Origin of the sequence: Amycolatopsis sp. cg9, assembly GCF_041346945.1 — a bacterium.
Lineage (GTDB): Bacteria > Actinomycetota > Actinomycetes > Mycobacteriales > Pseudonocardiaceae > Amycolatopsis.
Window position 1 is genome coordinate 8,427,890 of sequence record NZ_CP166850.1, and the last position, 16,895, is coordinate 8,444,784.

General features: G+C 74.4%; 17 protein-coding genes. 4 read left to right on the plus strand and 13 right to left on the minus strand.

Features of this window, described 5'->3' with window-relative positions; all coding sequences use genetic code 11:
• Window positions 1–102: 102 nt before the first annotated feature.
• The 3 genes from AB5J73_RS38930 to AB5J73_RS38940 are packed head-to-tail and all read left to right on the plus strand — an operon-like array spanning window position 103 to window position 3,286.
• Window positions 103–1,572 carry an APC family permease gene (locus tag AB5J73_RS38930; protein WP_370963830.1) on the plus strand — a complete coding sequence of 490 codons (1,470 nt, stop codon included), beginning with the start codon at window positions 103–105 and terminating at the stop codon, window positions 1,570–1,572.
• Window positions 1,569–1,913, plus strand: coding sequence for a hypothetical protein (locus tag AB5J73_RS38935; RefSeq protein WP_370963831.1), 345 nt, complete (start codon window positions 1,569–1,571; stop codon window positions 1,911–1,913). Before AB5J73_RS38930 ends, AB5J73_RS38935 begins: the two co-directional genes overlap by 4 nt.
• Window positions 1,910–3,286 (plus strand): dipeptidase, encoded by a 1,377-nt coding sequence (locus AB5J73_RS38940; RefSeq protein ID WP_370963832.1) that lies wholly within the window; start codon window positions 1,910–1,912, stop codon window positions 3,284–3,286. Before AB5J73_RS38935 ends, AB5J73_RS38940 begins: the two co-directional genes overlap by 4 nt.
• On the opposite strand, the gene AB5J73_RS38945 is transcribed toward AB5J73_RS38940, so the two are convergent.
• From AB5J73_RS38945 to AB5J73_RS38955, 3 genes are read right to left on the minus strand one after another with little or no spacing between them, the layout of a single operon-like run.
• A complete protein-coding gene (locus AB5J73_RS38945) occupies window positions 3,252–3,578 on the minus strand; it encodes a hypothetical protein (RefSeq protein ID WP_370963834.1) in 327 nt (108 codons plus the stop codon). The two genes, AB5J73_RS38940 and AB5J73_RS38945, sit on opposite strands and share 35 nt — an antisense overlap.
• A 32-nt stretch (window positions 3,579–3,610) precedes the next feature.
• Complete coding sequence (locus AB5J73_RS38950) at window positions 3,611–4,405, minus strand: SDR family NAD(P)-dependent oxidoreductase (protein WP_370963836.1); 795 nt, start codon at window positions 4,403–4,405, stop codon at window positions 3,611–3,613.
• Between the two features lie 4 nt (window positions 4,406–4,409).
• Window positions 4,410–5,210 (minus strand): alpha/beta hydrolase, encoded by an 801-nt coding sequence (locus AB5J73_RS38955; protein ID WP_370963837.1) that lies wholly within the window; start codon window positions 5,208–5,210, stop codon window positions 4,410–4,412.
• Window positions 5,211–5,352: 142 nt separating this feature from the next.
• Here AB5J73_RS38955 and AB5J73_RS38960 point away from each other — a divergent pair, with 142 nt between their 5' ends.
• Window positions 5,353–6,315 carry a LysR family transcriptional regulator gene (locus tag AB5J73_RS38960; RefSeq protein WP_370963839.1) on the plus strand — a complete coding sequence of 321 codons (963 nt, stop codon included), beginning with the start codon at window positions 5,353–5,355 and terminating at the stop codon, window positions 6,313–6,315.
• A 1-nt stretch (window position 6,316) separates the two neighbouring features.
• Here the strand turns inward: AB5J73_RS38960 and AB5J73_RS38965 are convergent, their stop codons facing one another.
• Genes AB5J73_RS38965 through AB5J73_RS39010 form a run of 10 tightly spaced genes read right to left on the minus strand, consistent with a single transcriptional unit; the run spans window position 6,317 to window position 16,889 of the window.
• Window positions 6,317–7,048, minus strand: a complete 732-nt coding sequence (locus AB5J73_RS38965) for a hypothetical protein (RefSeq protein ID WP_370963841.1) — start codon at window positions 7,046–7,048, stop codon at window positions 6,317–6,319.
• Window positions 7,045–7,986: a RimK family alpha-L-glutamate ligase gene (locus AB5J73_RS38970; protein WP_370963843.1), complete on the minus strand. Its 942-nt coding sequence runs from the start codon at window positions 7,984–7,986 to the stop codon at window positions 7,045–7,047. The genes AB5J73_RS38965 and AB5J73_RS38970 overlap by 4 nt, the downstream gene beginning before the upstream one ends.
• A complete protein-coding gene (locus AB5J73_RS38975; protein WP_370963844.1) occupies window positions 7,983–9,005 on the minus strand; it encodes a hypothetical protein in 1,023 nt (340 codons plus the stop codon). Before AB5J73_RS38975 ends, AB5J73_RS38970 begins: the two co-directional genes overlap by 4 nt.
• The gene (locus tag AB5J73_RS38980) at window positions 9,005–9,751 is read right to left on the minus strand and encodes a hypothetical protein (protein ID WP_370963846.1); all 747 of its coding nucleotides are present in this window, start codon (window positions 9,749–9,751) and stop codon (window positions 9,005–9,007) included. Before AB5J73_RS38980 ends, AB5J73_RS38975 begins: the two co-directional genes overlap by 1 nt.
• Window positions 9,748–12,000 (minus strand): hypothetical protein, encoded by a 2,253-nt coding sequence (locus AB5J73_RS38985; RefSeq protein ID WP_370963848.1) that lies wholly within the window; start codon window positions 11,998–12,000, stop codon window positions 9,748–9,750. The genes AB5J73_RS38980 and AB5J73_RS38985 overlap by 4 nt, the downstream gene beginning before the upstream one ends.
• A 4-nt stretch (window positions 12,001–12,004) precedes the next feature.
• On the minus strand, window positions 12,005–13,474 hold the full coding sequence (locus AB5J73_RS38990; RefSeq protein ID WP_370963850.1) for a hypothetical protein: 1,470 nt from the start codon (window positions 13,472–13,474) through the stop codon (window positions 12,005–12,007).
• Window positions 13,471–13,992: a hypothetical protein gene (locus AB5J73_RS38995; RefSeq protein WP_370963852.1), complete on the minus strand. Its 522-nt coding sequence runs from the start codon at window positions 13,990–13,992 to the stop codon at window positions 13,471–13,473. The genes AB5J73_RS38990 and AB5J73_RS38995 overlap by 4 nt, the downstream gene beginning before the upstream one ends.
• Window positions 13,993–14,002: 10 nt before the next feature.
• Window positions 14,003–14,335 (minus strand): hypothetical protein, encoded by a 333-nt coding sequence (locus AB5J73_RS39000; protein ID WP_370963854.1) that lies wholly within the window; start codon window positions 14,333–14,335, stop codon window positions 14,003–14,005.
• On the minus strand, window positions 14,335–16,344 hold the full coding sequence (locus tag AB5J73_RS39005; protein ID WP_370963856.1) for a hypothetical protein: 2,010 nt from the start codon (window positions 16,342–16,344) through the stop codon (window positions 14,335–14,337). Before AB5J73_RS39005 ends, AB5J73_RS39000 begins: the two co-directional genes overlap by 1 nt.
• Window positions 16,344–16,889: a hypothetical protein gene (locus AB5J73_RS39010; RefSeq protein ID WP_370963857.1), complete on the minus strand. Its 546-nt coding sequence runs from the start codon at window positions 16,887–16,889 to the stop codon at window positions 16,344–16,346. Before AB5J73_RS39010 ends, AB5J73_RS39005 begins: the two co-directional genes overlap by 1 nt.
• Window positions 16,890–16,895: the final 6 nt, after the last annotated feature.

The following is a 16,895-nucleotide window of genomic DNA, read 5'->3' on the forward strand; positions in this document are numbered from 1 at the left end:
ATGAGGCCTCCGTCGAGGCGAGCCCGGGAGGCCGACTGCCATGACCACCACGAACTCACGCCGCACAGCCTCACCACACACAGCACCGGCGGGAGCGGCTCGATGAGCGGCGCCGACACGCCGGTGCGGAGCGGGTCCGGCACCGCACCGCCCACCGAAGGGGCCGGCCGCGCGAGAAAGCCCGCCGCCGCGTGGATCTCCTGGGTCGCGCTCGCGCTCATGACGACCAGTTCCGTCGCGAGCCTGCGCCCGTCGCCGACGATGGCCGTGTACGGGCTCGCGGCCGTCTTCCTCTACGTCGTCCCGGCGATCGTGTTCCTGCTGCCGACTTCCCTCGTCTCGGCCGAGCTCGCTTCGGGCTGGCCCGGCGGGGTCTACAACTGGGTGGCGCTCGGGATCTCCAAGCCGATGGGCTTCCTGGCCGTGTGGTGCCAGTTCGCGATGACGATCTTCTACTACCCCAGCCTGCTCGGCTACGTCGCGAGCACGCTGGCCTACGTCGTCGACCCGGACCTGGCCGGCAACGGGTGGTGGACGGCCGCGGTCATCGTCGTGGCCTACTGGTCGGGGGTCTGGATCTCCTCCCGGGGCACGAAGGGCGTGGCCGGGCTCGCCGGCGGCGGGCTCGTCATCGGCACCCTGGTCCCCGGTGCCCTGCTGGTCGTGCTCGGCATCGTGTTCCTCGGCCAGGGTCACCCGTCCGCGGCGCCGATGTCGGCGGACCACCTGCTGCCCGCGTGGGCCGGGCTGGCGAGCCTCGTGCTGATCGTGAACAACTTCCTGTCCTACTCGGGCATGGAGATGAACGCGGTGCACGTGTCCTCGCTGCGCAAGCCGGGCAAGGAGTTCCCGCGCGCGATGTTCCTGGCGATGGGGCTCGTGCTGCTCGTCTTCGTCCTGCCCGCGCTGGCGATCAGCTGGATCGTCCCCGCCGAGCAGCTCTCCCTCACCGCCGGGGTGATGCAGGCCTTCGACGCGGTCTTCGCCACCTTCGGCATCCAGTGGCTGACGCCCCTGATCGGCGTCATGCTCGTCCTGGCCTCGCTCGGCGGGATGCTCACCTGGCTGGCCGGCCCGTCGAAGGGCCTGCTGCTGATCTCCCGGCAGGAGGGCTACCTGCCGCCGTTCCTGCAGCGGCTCAACAAACAGGGCGTGCAGCGGAACATCCTCGTCACCCAAGGCGCGATCACCACCTTGATCGCCCTGTGCTACGCGTTCGTCCCGGACGTGTCGAGCGCCTACTGGATCTTCTCGGTGATCACCACGCAGGTGTACCTCATCGTGTACCTGCTCATGTTCGTCGCGGCGGTGCGGTTGCGGCGCAAGCACCCGGAGCACCCGCGCGGGTTCCGCGCGCCGATGCTGCTCGGCCTCTGCGGCGTCGGGTTCTGCGCGTCGCTGGCCGCGCTGCTGGTCGGGTTCGTCCCGCCGTCGCAGTTCGGCTCCGGCAACCCGTGGGTGTACCTCGGCGTCGTCGCGGGCGGCGCGCTCGGGCTCGGCCTGCTGGTGCCGTTCCTGTTCTACCGCATGCGAAAGCCGTCATGGCGGCAGCCGGAGGTGAGCCCGTCGTGACCACTGTGGACGAACACTCGACGAGGCGGCAGCGGATACTGGTCTACGTCGTCGTCGGCATCGCGCTCGGCGCGCTGCTGGTGGCCGGGTACGGGCTCTTCCGCTCGGCCCGGTCGAGCGTCGCCGCCGTCTGCGCCGACCCGGCCGCCGCACTCGCCCGGGCGGCGAGCGACAGCGGGCTGGCCAACGGCGCCGGCGGTCCCGGCACCCGCCCGGTCCGCGCGCCCGGCACCGCGGTGCGCGGTCAGCTGGCCGTGATCGAGCGGTACTGCCCCGAGCGGCTGGCGGCGTTCCACGACTACGCCGACCGGCTGGCGTTCGCCGCCGGGACGGGCGGGTGACGGCCGTGGACCTGCGTGACCGGGTGACCGCGCTCATGCCGCGAGCGCACGAAGAACTCGCGGAGCTCGTCGCGATGCGGTCCGTCGCGGACCCGCGGCAGTTCCCGCCCGAGGAGTGCCGGCGCGCGGCGGTCTGGGTGGCCGATGCCTTCACCGAAGCGGGGTTCGCCGACACCCGGCTCGCCGAGACCCCGGACGGCAGCCAAGCCGTGGTCGGCACCCGGCCGTGCGGGCGGGCGGACGCCCCGACCGTGCTGCTGTACGCGCACTACGACGTCCAGCCGCCGCTCGCCGACGCCGAGTGGCGGACCCCGCCGTTCCGGCTGACCGAAGTGGACGGACGCTGGTACGGGCGCGGAGCCGCCGACTGCAAGGGCAACATCCTCATGCACCTGACGGCCCTGCGCGCGCTCGGCGACGAACTGCCGGTCCACCTCAAACTGGTCGTCGAAGGCTCCGAGGAACAGGGCACCGGCGGCCTGGAGGCGTTCGTGCCCGAGCACGCCGACCTCCTGCGGGCCGACGCGATCCTGGTGTGCGACACCGGGAACGCCGCGGTCGGGGAGCCCGCCGTCACGGTCAGCCTGCGCGGCATGGTCACCGTGGTCGTGTCCGTCGAAGCGCTGCCGACCGAACTGCACTCCGGCATGTTCGGCGGCCCCGCCCCGGACGCGCTGGCCGCGCTGATCGCCGTGCTCGCCACCCTCCGCGACGCCGACGGCGACACCACCGTCCGGGGCCTGCCCAACGACGGCCGCTGGCCCGGCGCCCCCTACCCGGCGGCGCGCTTCCGCACGGACGCGGGACTCTCCCCCGGCGCCGCCCTGCTCGGCAGCGGCGGGGTCGCGGACACGCTGTGGGCGCGCTCGTCGCTGACGGTGCTCGGCATCGACTGCCCGCCGGTCGTCGGCTCCACCGCGGCCATCACCCCGCGCGCCCGCGCCCGGCTGAACCTGCGGATCCCGCCGGGCGTCCGGCCGGCGGACGCGGCCGGCGCGCTGACCGCCCACCTGACCGCCGCGGCGCCGTGGGGCGTTCACCTGTCGGTGGCGGTCGAGGGGATCGGCGAGCCGTTCCACGCGGCCACCGACGGCCCCGCCCACCAGGTGCTGGCCGAGGCGATGCGGGCCGCGTACGGCCGCCCGGTGAGCCGGCTCGGGCAGGGCGGGTCGATCCCGCTCTGCACCGTCTTCGCCGACACCTACCCCGACGCCGAGATCCTGCTCATCGGCGTCGAGGAACCGCAGGCGCTCATCCACGCCCCCAACGAAAGCGTCGCCCCGGAGGAGATCGCCGCCATGGCGCTGACCGAAGCGTTGTTCCTCCGGGGCTACGGGGTCAGCCGCGGTCCTGGTGCTCGCCGCCGGTGCTGAAGTGGCGGTCGAGGTACTCCGCCGGCGGCAAGGAGCTGTCGCGCAGCAGCGAGAACACCTCGCTGCCCGGCGACAGCTCCCTTTCGCCGGTCGCGTACCCCTGCGCGAGCCCGAGGTAGCTCACCTCGGCTCGCTCCGCGTACTCGCGAGCTTCCGCCTCGGCGAGCGCCTGTGCCTCGTCGAGGTCGGCCGCCCGCCACAGCGTTATGCGCTCTTCGTACGGTTCTTCGCCCGCGTGCGTCCACCGGAAGAGGCAGCGCACCGCGAACCATTCGTCGGATTCGTCCGTCACCACTCCCCCGTCCCCGATGGTCCGGACGAATTTTAGTGCGTTTCGGTGGTGTACCCGCCGTCGAGGGTGAAGGTCGCTCCCGTGATGTTGCCCGCGACCCGGTCGGCGGCCAGGAAAGCCGCCAGGTTCGCGACTTCCGCGGGTTGGGTGAACCGGCCGGTGACGGCGTGGGCGGCCGCCTCGCCGGCCACCGCGCGGGGGGTCGCGCCGGAGCCGGCCGCGACGGTTTCGGCCACGCCGCCGGTGCCGAGCCACAGGTCCGTCGCGACCGGGCCCGGGTTGATCGCGTTGGCGCGGACGCCGTGCGGGCCGAACTCCTTCGACACCGACTTCGTGAAGTTGACCAGCGCCGCCTTCGCCGCGCTGTAGTCGATGACGCCGGGGTCGGGCAGGACCGCGTTGATCGAGGCGATCGTGACGATGCTGCCCCGGCCCGCGGTCACCATCGTCGGCAGCACGGCTCGCGTCGCGCGGACCGCGCTCAGCAGGTTGAGGGTGATCGACCGGGTCCACTCGTCGTCGGTGACCAGCAGGAAGCCGTTCGGCCGCGGGGTGACGGCGCCGACGTTGTTGACCAGGACGTCGACGCGCCCGAGCTCGGTCAGGGCCAGCTCCACGAGCCGGCCGGGGCCGTCGGCGGTGCCGAGGTCCACGGCCAGCGCGTGCGCCTTCCCGGCCCTGGTGAGCGCGGCCAGCTCGGCTCCGGGCGCGCGGGCGCCGGCGACGACGTGGACGCCCTCGGCGACGAGCGCTTCGGTGACGGCCAGGCCGATGCCCCGGCTGGCCCCGGTGACCACGGCGACCCGGCCCGCCAGATCCAGCTCCACGGGCTCAGACCTCGTGCTCGCGCAGCCAGGCGAGGACGGCGTCGGCGACGTCCCGCCAGCCGCTGTCGATCGTCAGCGAGTGGCCTCGCCCCTCGAACTGCTTCAGCTCGGTGACGGCGGCGGAGTCGCGGTACTGCTTGAGCGTCGAGCGGGTGACCACGTCCGGGACGGTGTGGTCCGCGGTGCCGGAGACCAGCAGGAGCGGGCCGCGGTCTTCGCGGCCGGTGTCGACCTTCGCCTCGGAGTGCAGCACGAAGTTCGCGGCCGCGGCCTGGAACAGCGGCCGGGCCGGCGACGGGATCGTCCAGCGCCGGTGGAGCTCGGCCGACTCCTCGTCGGTCAGCGCGTTGCCGAAGCCGAACCGGAACTCCTTTTCCGTCAGCGACACCGACCGGTGCCGGTTGGCCGGGTTGCCCAGGGCCGGCAGGCCCGCCCGCAGCTGCGCCAGCGGGAGCGGCAGGACGCCCTTGATCTGCGCCGGGTCGATGGCGACCCCGGCCGCGCCGATTCCCTGGCCGAGCAGCTTCTCGGTGATCAGGCCGCCGAACGAATGGCCGATGACGACCGGCGGCCGGTCGAGGCCTTCGATGATCGACGCGAAGTGGCCGGTCGCGTCGTCGATGCCGATGTCCGCGACGGCCTCCGGGTGCGCTCTGGCCGCTTCGACGGTTTCGGGCTCGTGCGGCCAGCCGGGCGCGACGGGCGCGTACCCGGCGGCCCGGAAGTGGTCGATCCAGGGGTTCCACGACGTGGCGTGGAGCCACAGGCCGTGGATGAACACGACAGGGGTACCCGCGGCGGCCATCGGATCCTCCAGGTTTTCGGGACGACGTCTCGGCAGCAGCCAACACGACCCGGGGCGGGCCGTCCAAGACCTGGTGCGTGCGCATCGATAGCCGGGGTGGCATCGTTGGCGCTCCACTGCCGTCCTCGCGCGGGAGGCCCGGATGGACCTCGACCTCAGGCTGGTGCGGTACTTCGTCACGGTCGCCGACGAGCTGCACTTCGGCCGGGCCGCCGCCCGGCTGTACATCAGTCAGCCGGCGCTGTCCAAGCAGATCCGCCGGCTCGAGGCCGAGGTCGGGGCGCCGCTGCTGGTGCGCGACAGCCGCCACGTCACCCTGACCCCGCGCGGCGAGCGGTTCCTGCAGCTCGCGCGGCAGCTGCTGGCCACCGCCGGGCAGATGCTGCGCGAACCCGCGCCGAACCGCCTGCGGGTGGCGCACATCTTCGAGCTGGACACCAGCCGGGTCGTCACCGACGCCTACCTCGCGGCCCACCCGGGCGTCGAGGTGGTCCAGAGCCAGATGGACAGCGCCCGCCAGCTCGCCGCGCTGCTCGACGACCACCTCGACGTCGCGATCCTCCGCGTCACGACCGCCTTGAAGGCCGAGTACCCGGCGGGCTGGCGGCACGCGCCGCTGCGGCTCGAGCCGTTCCGGCTGGTCGGCAGGCCCGGCGACCCGGACCGGACGTCGGTGTCGATGCACGAGCGTCCCATCGAGGTCTTCGCGGACGCGCCCGGCACGGCGCTCTACAACGTGCACGGCCACTACCTGAGCTCGTTCGAGCAGCACACCGGGCTCACGCTGCGCTGGCTGGGCAACCCCGGCACCTTCGACCACTGCCGCGCCGCCCTCGGCCGCGCGTCCGGCAGCGCGTTCCTGCTCGAATTCGACAGCTACGCCCGCCGCTACCCCGGTCACGGGTTCCCGGTGCACCGGCCGCGGGAGCTGCAGCCGGTGTACCCGTGGTCGGTGGCCTGGCGCGCGGGCGACGAGCCGGAACCCGTCCGGGAGTTCCGGCGCATCGCCCGCGAAACCGCCGAGCGGAACCGCTGGCTGCTGCCCGAACGGGCCGGGGGCGCGCCGCTGTGGACCCCGCCCGAAGACCTCTCGGCCGCGCCTTAGGTCACCAGAAGAAGATCCAGCGGCCGTCGAGGCGGACGCCGTGGCCCTGGTAGGTCACGCGGCGCCGGCCGGGGGTCAGGCAGCGCGACCCGGAGATCCGGTGCCACAGCTCGGATTCCGCGAACACCATCGTGCCGGTCCGGTACGGCACGGTGATCGGTTCGCCGCCGCCGCGGCGCCCGGGCGGGGCGCCCGGGACGTCGGCCTCCAGGTCCAGGCCGCTGCCGCCGTCCGGCAGCTCGAACGGCACGGTGAAGGTGACCACGGCGGTGATGTCGGCGCCGCGCTCGATCAGGGACGGCGCCTGCGTCTCGAGGGCGTCGACGTGCCAGCCGCCGCCCGCGTACTCGCCGGGCGCGTCGAAGCCGAACACGTGGAAGCCGGGGACGGCGAGCTCGTCCGCGTAGACCACCGGCAGCCCGTACCGCTGCTCGAAGAACGTCGCGACGCGCTCGTGCACGAGGCGGAAGTGCCGGTAGAGCACCCGGTTTTCCGCCCGAGCGCACGCCGCGTAGTGGCCGAGCCTGCCGCGGCTGCGGTAGAGCGGCTCGCCGATCGTGGCCATGCCGCCGACCCCCGGCGTGCGCGTGCCTTCGTGCCACAGCCCGGCCGGCGCCGCGTCGACGGCGGCACGGACCTGGTCGACTTCCGCCGGGCTGAACAGGTCGGCGGCGAAGACCCGGGCGCCGCCGAAGCGGATCTCTTCGACCGGCCGGGTGTCCATTGTGGTCATAAGGTGTGCTCCTTGCACAGCGCCGCCGCGGCGAGCAGCCCGGCGACGGCCGCCGCGATCGGCTGGCCGGTTTTCGATTCGTAGTAGGTGAAGCCGGGCGACGGGTTGACTTCGAAGCAGTACCACTCGCCGTCCGGGGTGCGCCGCAGGTCGATGCCGGCCACCGGGAGCCCGAGCCGCTTGGCGAGCTCGAAGCAGCGGACGGTGACCTCCGGCGGCAGGTCGATCGCCGTCAGCACCGGATCGCGGTGCCCCAGCGCCCGGGCGTAGCGGTAGTCGTCGGCGTCGCTGTCGACCTCGGCGGCGAACACCTCGGCCCCGACCACGTGCACCCGCACGTCGGTCCCGGGCACGCGGCGCTGGAACTGCGTCGGGCAGGCGGCGACGTCCGCGAGCCGGTCCGTGGGCCGCACCCGCCGCACCCGGCTGCGCACCCCGCTGGCCGACTTGACGATGACGTCGCCGTGTTCCCGCACGAACTCCGCGACCCGATCGGGATCGTTGCTGACGAGCGTCGGCGGCACGGCGAACCCGGCCCCGGCCACGGCCCGCAGCTGAAACGGCTTGGACGCGTTCCCGGCGGCGGCCTCCGGCCGGTTCAGGACGTAGGCGCCGGTGCGATCGGACCAGGCGTTGAGCACCTGGTCCACCTCGACGGCGTGCCGCCACTCCGCGGAGGACGCCGGCCGCGCGCGCAGCCCGGGCAGCTGGGTGCTGTCGTGCGGACGCACGTAGGCGGCCCGCACCCGACCGAGGTCGAACGCCTCCCCCGCGACGGTGACGGTGGTGCGGCTGGTGCGGCCGGCGTCGACCTGGACGGTGGTGTCGAGGACACGCCGCTGGTCGAGGAAGAGCACGGGAGCGTCGAGCCGCCGCAGCTGCGTCAGGACGGCGGACATGGGCTGGTCGCGGATCAGGCCCCAGAGCAGGATGGTCATCCGGCCACCGCCTTGAGGCCGGAGGAGTCCCCGTGGGCGGCGGAGGAGGCATCGGCCGCGTCGCCCGGCTCGGGTGCGGCCCCGGCGGTCCCGGCCACGTCGCGACCGGGACCGCCGCTCGACGCGGTCGTAGGCGGCTGGTCGACCGGCCCACCCGGCGCAGCCCCGGCGGGACCGGCCACCCCACGGCCCGGACCGCCGCGGGGCGTGGTCGTCGGCGGGTACCCACCCGGCCCGGCAGCACGCGACTCCCCCGCCAGCCCGCCGAGCCCCACCCCGGCCGGGGCCTCCGGCACCAAGCCCGGCGACTCCCCCGCCACAGCCACCCCGCCACCCGCGGCCCGGCCCAGTGCCACCGCGAGTGCGTCCGCCACCGCCGGGTCGGCCAGGTCCGGCCAGGCCGACAGCTCCGCCACCTCGGCTCGCGCGCCCAGGCCGGAGACCGTCGCCGTCAGCAGCGGTGTTCCCGCCAGCTCCGCCAGTGCGCGCAACTGCCTGCCCACGAGTGGATGCACCTCCCCCACGCAGACGTCCCCCACGACGTGCACGCGGTGGGGTCCCGGCGGGGCGGCCGCCGGTGCCGGTACGCCGAGCCGGACCGTGCGGTGGACCGGGGTCACGTGCAGGCCCACCGCGGCCGCCGCGTCGGCCCACTCCTCCGGGTACCAGGCCGGGCCGTTGAGGCACCTCGGGTTGGGTGGGTTCAGGACCGGGGCCGGGCACGCGTCGAGCCACGCCAGCAGGAAGGCCGTCAGCTCCGCCGCCGCGTACGCCCGGTCCTCGCGGCGCACCCGGGACAGGTCCGCGTCGGTGAGCACGCCGAGCCGGTTCACCACCCCGGTCACCGCGACCGGAGTGTCGAGGGAAAGTTCCGCGCGGACCCGGCCCCCGCGGTCCACCGAAAGGCTCCACCGGGCCCGGTGCAGTTCGTCGACGGTCAGGAGCAGGGCCTCGCTCCCCCAGCGGTCCGCCAGGGCGCGGGCGGCCGAATCGCGGGCGTGGGCCAGGATCAGCAGCATCAGCTGTCCTCTTCGGACAGTGCGTCCCGGCCGACGTCGGGGCGGTCCGCCAGCGAGATGAACGTCCGCTCGTCGCCCTCCGCGGCGGACTCGGAGCCCGAAGCACCGGGCGGGAAGGTCCCGGCGAGGTCGACGAACTCCTTCTGCCCGTCCTTGCCCCGGTCCTTCTCCTTGCCTTCCTTGCTGTCCTTCTCCTTGCTCTCCTTGTTGTCCTTGCCTTCCTTCTCCTTCGACTCCTTGCCCTCCTTGCTGTCCTTCTCCTTCTCCTTCGACTCCTTCGTCTCCGTCTTGTCCTTGATCGGGTCGATCCGCCGGTCGATCGCGGTGATCTTCACCTGCAGCTCCTGGACCACCCCGAACAGCTCCAGCCGCAGCTCCTTGATGCAGTTGCTGACCGTGCGCAGGGCTTCCGCGACACCCCCGAGGTCGGTCTCGATGGCGTGGAACCGGTGGTTGAACCCGATCTCCGTCGGCGTCTCGCCCGCCTGCACCACCGTCACGCCGTCGACGAAGTCCGGGTGCGCGAACGTCGGCTCGAAGTGCAGCTCGCACTGGGGCGCCGTCTGGGGGACGCTGGTCTGGAACACGAACGGCGGGCTCACCGTCGCCGCCAGGCCGGGCCCGGACGAGCGGGCGATCGCGCGGCCCAGCACCGCGACGACGTCGTCCTCGGCGACGCCCGCGGCGCGCAGGGCTTCGACGATCGTGTGTGCCGGGACGCCGTAGACGAGCTGTTCGTCGCTCATGAGATCTCTCCTTGTCCTGCCCGCGCGGACGGCGCCAGGCGGTAGTGCCGGTAGGCCCGGGCGGCGGCGATGTTCAGGCCCGTGGACCGGCCGGAGCCGTCCACGTCCACGTGCCGCCGCCGGATGGCGAAGGTGTCCGCCCGCACGCCGACGGGCGTCGCCAGCTCGACGATGTTGAGCAGGTGCTCGTACTGGCGCAGGGTCAGCAGCGCCCCGTCGGGCAGCGACGGCCGCCACGTGTACGGGTCGTTCGCACCGGAGCGCTGTCCCACCACGCACGACACGACGCTGATCCCGTCGTTGAAGAGCGGGATCGAGACGACGGCGCCGCGCCTCGGCGAAAGCGTGGCGTGCTGGACGCCGAGCCCGCGCACCTGCCAGCGGTGGATCAGCGTGTGCTCCCCCGCCAGGTTGGCGCCCGCCAGCGGCAGCCCCGTCACGCCGAACAGCAGCGCCAGCGTCCCGCTGCCGGTGGCCAGCGCGACCACGCTGCTCGCGCCGGCCGCGGTCGCCGTGCTGAACAACGGGCTCAGCAGGGCCGAGTTCGCGATGACCGCGGAGGTGCGCGCGGCGCCGAGGTCGAACAGCACGTAGTCGCGCGGCGAAACGGTGGCCAGCTGCCGGGTGAACGCGGCGACGTCGGTCACCTTCGGGACGCTCCGGCCGTCCAGCGCGGCGTCCAGGCCGGCGACCGTGCTCGTCGGCCGCGCGGCCGCCAACACCGCGGCCGGGTCCGCGACCGGGGTCAGCTGGCTGCCCGCGAGCGCGGTGATCACGGAGACCACCGGGACGTCGTGGTCCGGGTCGGTGGCCGAGACCAGCCGCGCGGTCAGCGTCAGCGGGACGTCGCCCGAGGCGTCCGGCTCGACGTCCACGACGAGCGGGCCCATCGGCGCGGTGCTGGTGAACACCGTGCCGTCGGCGCCCTGCTCGACCGTGCGCAGGCCGCACGCCTTGAGCAGCCACGCTCCGGCCGGGTCCGCCGACCTCGGCTGCGGGACCAGGTTCGGGTCCTTGAGCTTGCCCGCCGCGGTGACCGCGGCGTCGAGCTGGGCGGCGACCGGCGCCGCGAACAGCGCGCCGAACCCGAGCTCGAACCGGGACCCGCCGGCGTTGTCCTGACCCTTGAGCACCTTCGGCCACGGCCGGGCCCCGAGCTGGACGCACCGCCGGTCCAAAGTGGTCAGTGCTTCGGCCACGGTGGGCGCGAGCGGCTGGAAGGGCTGCACCTGCCAGGTGGCGAGCGCCGCGCGCTGGGTGTCCACGCGGGCGGCCACGTCCGGCGGCAGCAGGCGGTGCGCGTGGGCGTCGTCGCCTTCGGTGCTGCCCGCGGGCCAGATCATGTGCACCCGCCGGATCGCGTTGAGCAGCTGGCCGATGGCGGCCGGGGCGCCGGGGGCGACCAGCCGCAGGGCGATCAGCTGCGGGTCGGGCGCCTCGTCGACGCCCACCGTGCCCGGCACGCCGACGTCGGCGAGGAAGTCGTCCAGCGCCGAGTCGAGCCACGGCGTGCTGGGCAGCCGCACGCCGCGCAGGATCCGCAGCCGGGCGCGGTAGGACGCGTCGTCCTCGCGGGTGCCGGGCGGCTGGAGCGGCCGGGTGGCGGGGGTCTGCTCTTCGGCGTCCCAGAACAGCTCGTCGGAGAACCGCGGGCTGGACAGGTCGGCGCCGATCCGGTCGAGCGCGTTGCCGCTCGCCACCGCCAGGGTCCGCGACGCGCGGATTTCCCTTGCGGTGCGCCGGATCCGGCCCTTCTCGTCGAGCAGCACGGTCAGCAGCCGCCCCAGCACGCCCTCGACGAGGTCGAACCGGACGGCCGCGATGAGCTGAGCGGTGCTCAGCCCGACGCCGGTCTCGCCGCCGCGGATCCCGCGCGCCAGCACGGAAAACGGGGCGGTGACGTCACCCTTGCCCGCCGGTGGCAGCGCCGCCACCAGCGCGGTGCCCGCCGCGGTGTGCGGCGCGAACGTCACCACCGGCAGCGACTGCGGCGCACCGCCGCCGGTCTTCACCGCGGGCAGGACGGTCAGGCCCTGGGTGTCCACATCGGACAGGACGGTGCAGAGCACCAGCGGGTGCCGGGTCGCCGCGTCGACCACCGCCTCGACCTGGCCGGGGGACGTCGTGGCGTGCGAGGTCAGCGGGTGCGGGGTGGCCGCCGGGGACAGCGGCCCGATCAGTTCGGCCGCCGCGGCGGCCAGCGCCCCGGCACGGAGGTGGTCGGGGTCGAGCAGAGAGTGCGTGGTCATGGCTTCACCGCACCGTCAGCCGGCCGGGCGACTCGACGAAGACCGCGATCTGGTCGGCCCCGACGACGAGGTTTTCGTCCAGCTCGAGCACGTCGGGCGAGGTGTCGCTCTCCCCGCCGGACCCCACCGCGTCGACGGCGTACGGGAACCGCATCAGGTGGAGGTCGCCGACATCGACGACACCGGGCTCCGCCATCATCGCCGCGGACAACGCCGCGGCCCGCACCGGTTCCGCCAGCGAGAGCCCGTCGACGACCCCGCGCAGCCGGGCCGCCAGGCGCTGCTTGAGCGCCAGCGCGGCGGGGCTGAGGTTGCGGCTGGCGACCGACCCGGACGGCAGCGGCAGGCCCGAGGTCACCACGTCGGCCTGGACGGTGAAGAACACCTGCTCGGCCCGCACCACGTCGGGGAAGATCCCGACCGGGCGGACGTCCCGGATCGCCTGCTGCACGGCCGCGCGCAGCCCGGCCGCGCCGTCCCAGACCGCGGCTTCGGTCGGCGCGACGAGCACGGTGACGAAGAACGGTGACGACAGGTCGCGGTCGGCCGCGAACAGCCGCTCGAAGAAGGCGAACTGGCCGAAGATCGACTGCGACAGGTCGAGCCCGCCCCAGCCGTCGCGCACCACGACCTGCCGCACGCCGGGGACCAGCGCCACCGTGGCCGCGATCGAGTCCGCCGTCCACAGCGACCGCGGCGCGGCGAGCAGCAGCGCCCGGTAGCGGTCGTCGTCGAACTGCCCGTTGCCGCCGGTCAGCGCCTGCGTGTGCTGCACGCGGACCAGGCCCTGGCCGATCGACGACGCCGTGGCGAGGAAGCCGGCCGCCACGTCGGCCGCGATCATCGCTTCGAGCTTCGCGTCGGCGACCTCCCACCGGTCGATCCGCTGCGGGTGCCCGCCGCCGGCGTCGGTGACGGCGGGGTCGAGGTTGCCCACCGGGCCCGGGTCGAAGCTCGTCACCGGCACGACGGCGGTGGTCACCCCGGTCGTGAACTGGACCGCGGCGGCCAGCGCGATGCGGTGCCCGCCCGGCGTCGACAGCCGGGAACCGCGCGGCAGCACCAGTTTCGGCACGCTCGACGGCAGGGCCTTCGCCAGCGTCAGCGTCACGGAGCCGGTCGCGCTGAGGAACGGCCGGGTGATCCCGAGCTCCTCGCCGAGGTCGGACAGCGCGCGGCCGCGGGCCGTCGCGACGAAGCTGTCGTCGTACTCCGCCGCCAGCGCGGCCCAGGTCCGCGCGTCCTCCAGCGCCGTGACCTCGAGGAGCTTGCGCACGACGCTGCCGCTCGAAAGGTCGATGGCGGGGTCGATCAGCTGCTGCGCGAGCGCGATCTTCTCCGCCAGCAGGCGGGTGAACGGCTTGGGCAGGAACCCCGCGGGGGTCACGCCGAAGCCGGCGCTGCCGGTCGACCGGGTGACCGTCTCGTCGACGGCCAGGACGTCGGTCAGGTCGATGCTGGTCTCGTCGCTCACGGGGCCACCTCCCCGAACGACGTGCCGGAGGCGAGGCCGCCGGTGTTCAAGGTGGCCGGGTCGCCGCTGACCGCCTCGAACGAGACGGTGACGTCGAGCCGTCGGGAAGCGACGTCGCCGGTGGGCGACGGCGCGGACAGGTCGACCACGCGGCGCACCCGGGGATCGGCCGCGACCAGCTCGACCACCGCGCTGCGCAGGCCCTCCCGCGCCAGCACCGGGGACGTCTGGTCCACCATCGGCGTCAGGCCGAGGAAGCCGAACCGCAGGTTGAACGGGTCGCTGCCGCGCAGCGTGGTCAGCCCGACCGCGAGGTCCTGGCAGAGGGCGTCCACGCCGTCGACGAGGTCGAGGTCGACGCCGGCGGAAGTGCTGCGCAGCACCAGGTCCCGTGCGGTGTCGGCGGGGTCGGTCAGGTCGGCGCGGACGCCGACGCCCAGCAGCGCGCGGCGGCGGGCGGCGGAGTCGTCGCCCGGCGCGGCGCCCGGGGGCGTCGGGGGTGGGGGCAGGGCTGTCATCGGAACTCCTTCACGAGGCGGTGAGAACGGATTGCCCGGCGGCGAGCTTCACCGGCGTGGCCGCGGGCAGCGAGCTGGCGGACATCGAGTCGAGCAGGACCGGGGCGCCACCCACGGTCAACCGGGCGGCCCGGCCGGAATCCGGCGGCGCCGGCAGGGTGCTCACGCACTTCCCGGGCGGGATCGGTGCCTCGCACTGCAGGTACGGCTGCGTGAGCAAGCCGTCGAAGAGCACGACCTGGTCGCCGCCGACGGTCAACCGCCGGTCGGCGACCGCGGGCAGGGACACGGCGCCGTGGTGGTCGCACTCGGCCGAGCCGGATTCGGTGACGGGGAAGGCCATCAGCTCACGTCCATCGTGCCGCCGTCGAGCTGCACCCGGACGTCCTTGGTGTTCAGCTCGATCCGGTCCTCGGCGTCGAAGGTGATCGACTTCGCGCTGATCGTGACGCTGCCGTCGGCCTTCAGCACGATCCGCGCGGCCCCGTCGCCGGCCCGGCTCTCGATGAGCACGCTGCCGGCCCCGAACTCGTCGTCGGGTGACGGCCGGTCCGGGACGCGGGTGAGCGCGTCGGTCACGCGCAGCACGAACCGCGCGGTCTCGATGACGCGGGTGCCGTCCCCGTCGACCAGGTCGTGGCTCGCGAGGCCGTCGTCCGGGGCCTGCCGGTCCGGATCGCGCAGGTGCTCCCGGTCTTCGATCCCGACGGGCAGCGCCAGCCAGTAGTCCCCCGGCCGGGCGTCCGGGCCGGCGTCCGGCGGCCACAGCGCACCGACGTCGACGAAGTCCGCCGAGCTGCCGCCGACGTTCGCCAGCACCACCCGGGTGCCCGGGTACCGCGGCAGCACGAGACCGTAGCTGCCCCACGCGAACGGCGTCACGTACGGCACCTGGGTCAGTTCCGCGTGTGCGTCGGCGGTGATCTTCGTGCGCTGCGCGGCCTGCGGCCGGCCGTCCGGCGCCGCGTCGGAGTGCCAGACCTCGCTGGTGTGCTTGGGCGTGTCCGGGGACACGGCGTGGTCGTGGATCACCGCGGGCCGCGACCGGGTCACCCCGAGCGTCCGCTCGATCCGGTCCCCGACGACGTCGCCGATGGTGCTCGCCGCGCCCTGCGCGCTGTCGGCGAACGGCACGCCGGACCGCCGCGCCCGCTGGGCGTCCTTCGCCGTGCCGGGCGTGACCTCGTCCCACCCGTCGTCCTCGCCGGCCAGCACGACCGCGCGGATCGTCGTGAGGAACCCCCGCTCCCGGGAGATCTCGTGGCGCACCTCGATGATCCGGCACACCGACGCGTCGGCGTCCGGGTCGGCGACCCCGGCCGGCAGGTTCGGCACCGACGTCAGCAGGGTCGCGCCGAGGCCCGGCGGCTCGGTGACGGCGAAGTCCTCCGGTGGCAGCACCGGCGAGACCAGATCGCCCGGTTTCAGGTCCGGACGGCCCAGCGCGGTCACGGCGAACGTGCGCCGCGGCGGCCGCGGGCCGAACAACCCCGGCGGGATCCGCGAATCCCGCGGCAGGTCCGCGCCGCGTTCGATGGCGAGCAGGCCGCTTTCGTCGTCCATCGGCCGCTCGCCGTCCAGCCGCGGGGTGGTCCCGTTCTCGGTCCACTTGCCCAGGTGCAGGGTCCCGTCGCGGATCACGGCCGTCTCCTGGCTGTAGAGGCCGAGCGCTCCCTGGACCTGCGTGCTCAGTTCGAGCATGGCGGCCAGCGCGGTCCCCGGCGGGACGGCGGCGTAGTCCGGCACCCCCGGGGTGGGCTGCGCCCGTCCCAGCCCGTGCCCGACCACGGGCACGGCGTCACCCGCGACGTTCTCGACGGCCACCTGGAGCCCGTTGGCGTCCGAGCGCGGGGCGAAGCAGCGGCCCTCGACCCGGCGCTCGGCCAGCCGGGCCACCACCCGTTCCCGGCCCTTCGCCACCACGTCCATCCGCCGCTGACCGGGCCGCCGCCACAGCCGGTCCACCCGGAGCTCGGCGACCAGGCTGCCGTCCGGCGGGACCGGGGTGGTCGCCGAGAGCGGGTTGTCCAGCCCGGTGAACTTCGCGAGCCCGCCGAGCACCCCGGTCGGCGCGTCCTTCCACCACAGGTGCAGCGAGGCGTCCAGCGGGGTCCCGGGCGCGAGGCTGATCTTCCGGTAGTCCTCCGCCGTCATGCCTTCGACGACGACCTCGTAGCTGCCGCCGGTCAGGCCGGCCGGCAGCGCCGCGGTCACCGTGCCGGAATAGGTGTCGCTGCCGAGGGTGCACAGCTCGGTGCCGCGGACGCCGTGGCGGAACACGACGGCCCACGCCGGCACGGTGCCGGGCACGACTTCGTGGCCGCGGTCGAACGTGAAGCCCTTGAAGGCCATCACATCTCCTTTCCCAGCTGCGACAGCAGCACCGGGACACCGGGGTCGCCCACCGGGTGCGGCGGGCCGTCGTCCGGCGCCGGCGCGAGATCGCGCCAGCGCAGGGACAGCCGGCTGCCGAACCGGCCGGGGCTGCGCAGGGAGCCCGCGGTGAGCACGAGCTCGTCGACGATCACCTCGACGGCGGCCGTCCCCGGCGCGCCGGTCAGGCGGACCGGGACACCGGTCACCACCGGCACCGTCGCCCCGATCGCCCCGGTGACGACCAGGGTGAGCCGGGGCCACGCGGCGCCGTAGTCGCGGAAAGCGGTGCCGTCGGCCGGGTCCGCGGTGGTGAACACGACGGCGGACGGGTCGGCGGCGAGCACCGCCCGCGCGACCCCGAGCGGCACCGCGAGCACGAGGGCGCGGGCGGCGTCGAGGTCGACGCGGACGGGCAGCCCGGCCGTCAGTTCCTGCCGCACCACCCGGACCGCGGGGTCCGGTGGCGGCGCGGCGACGGCGGGCAGCAGGCGGGCGATCAGCGCGGGCAGGGTCCTGGACATCGTCGG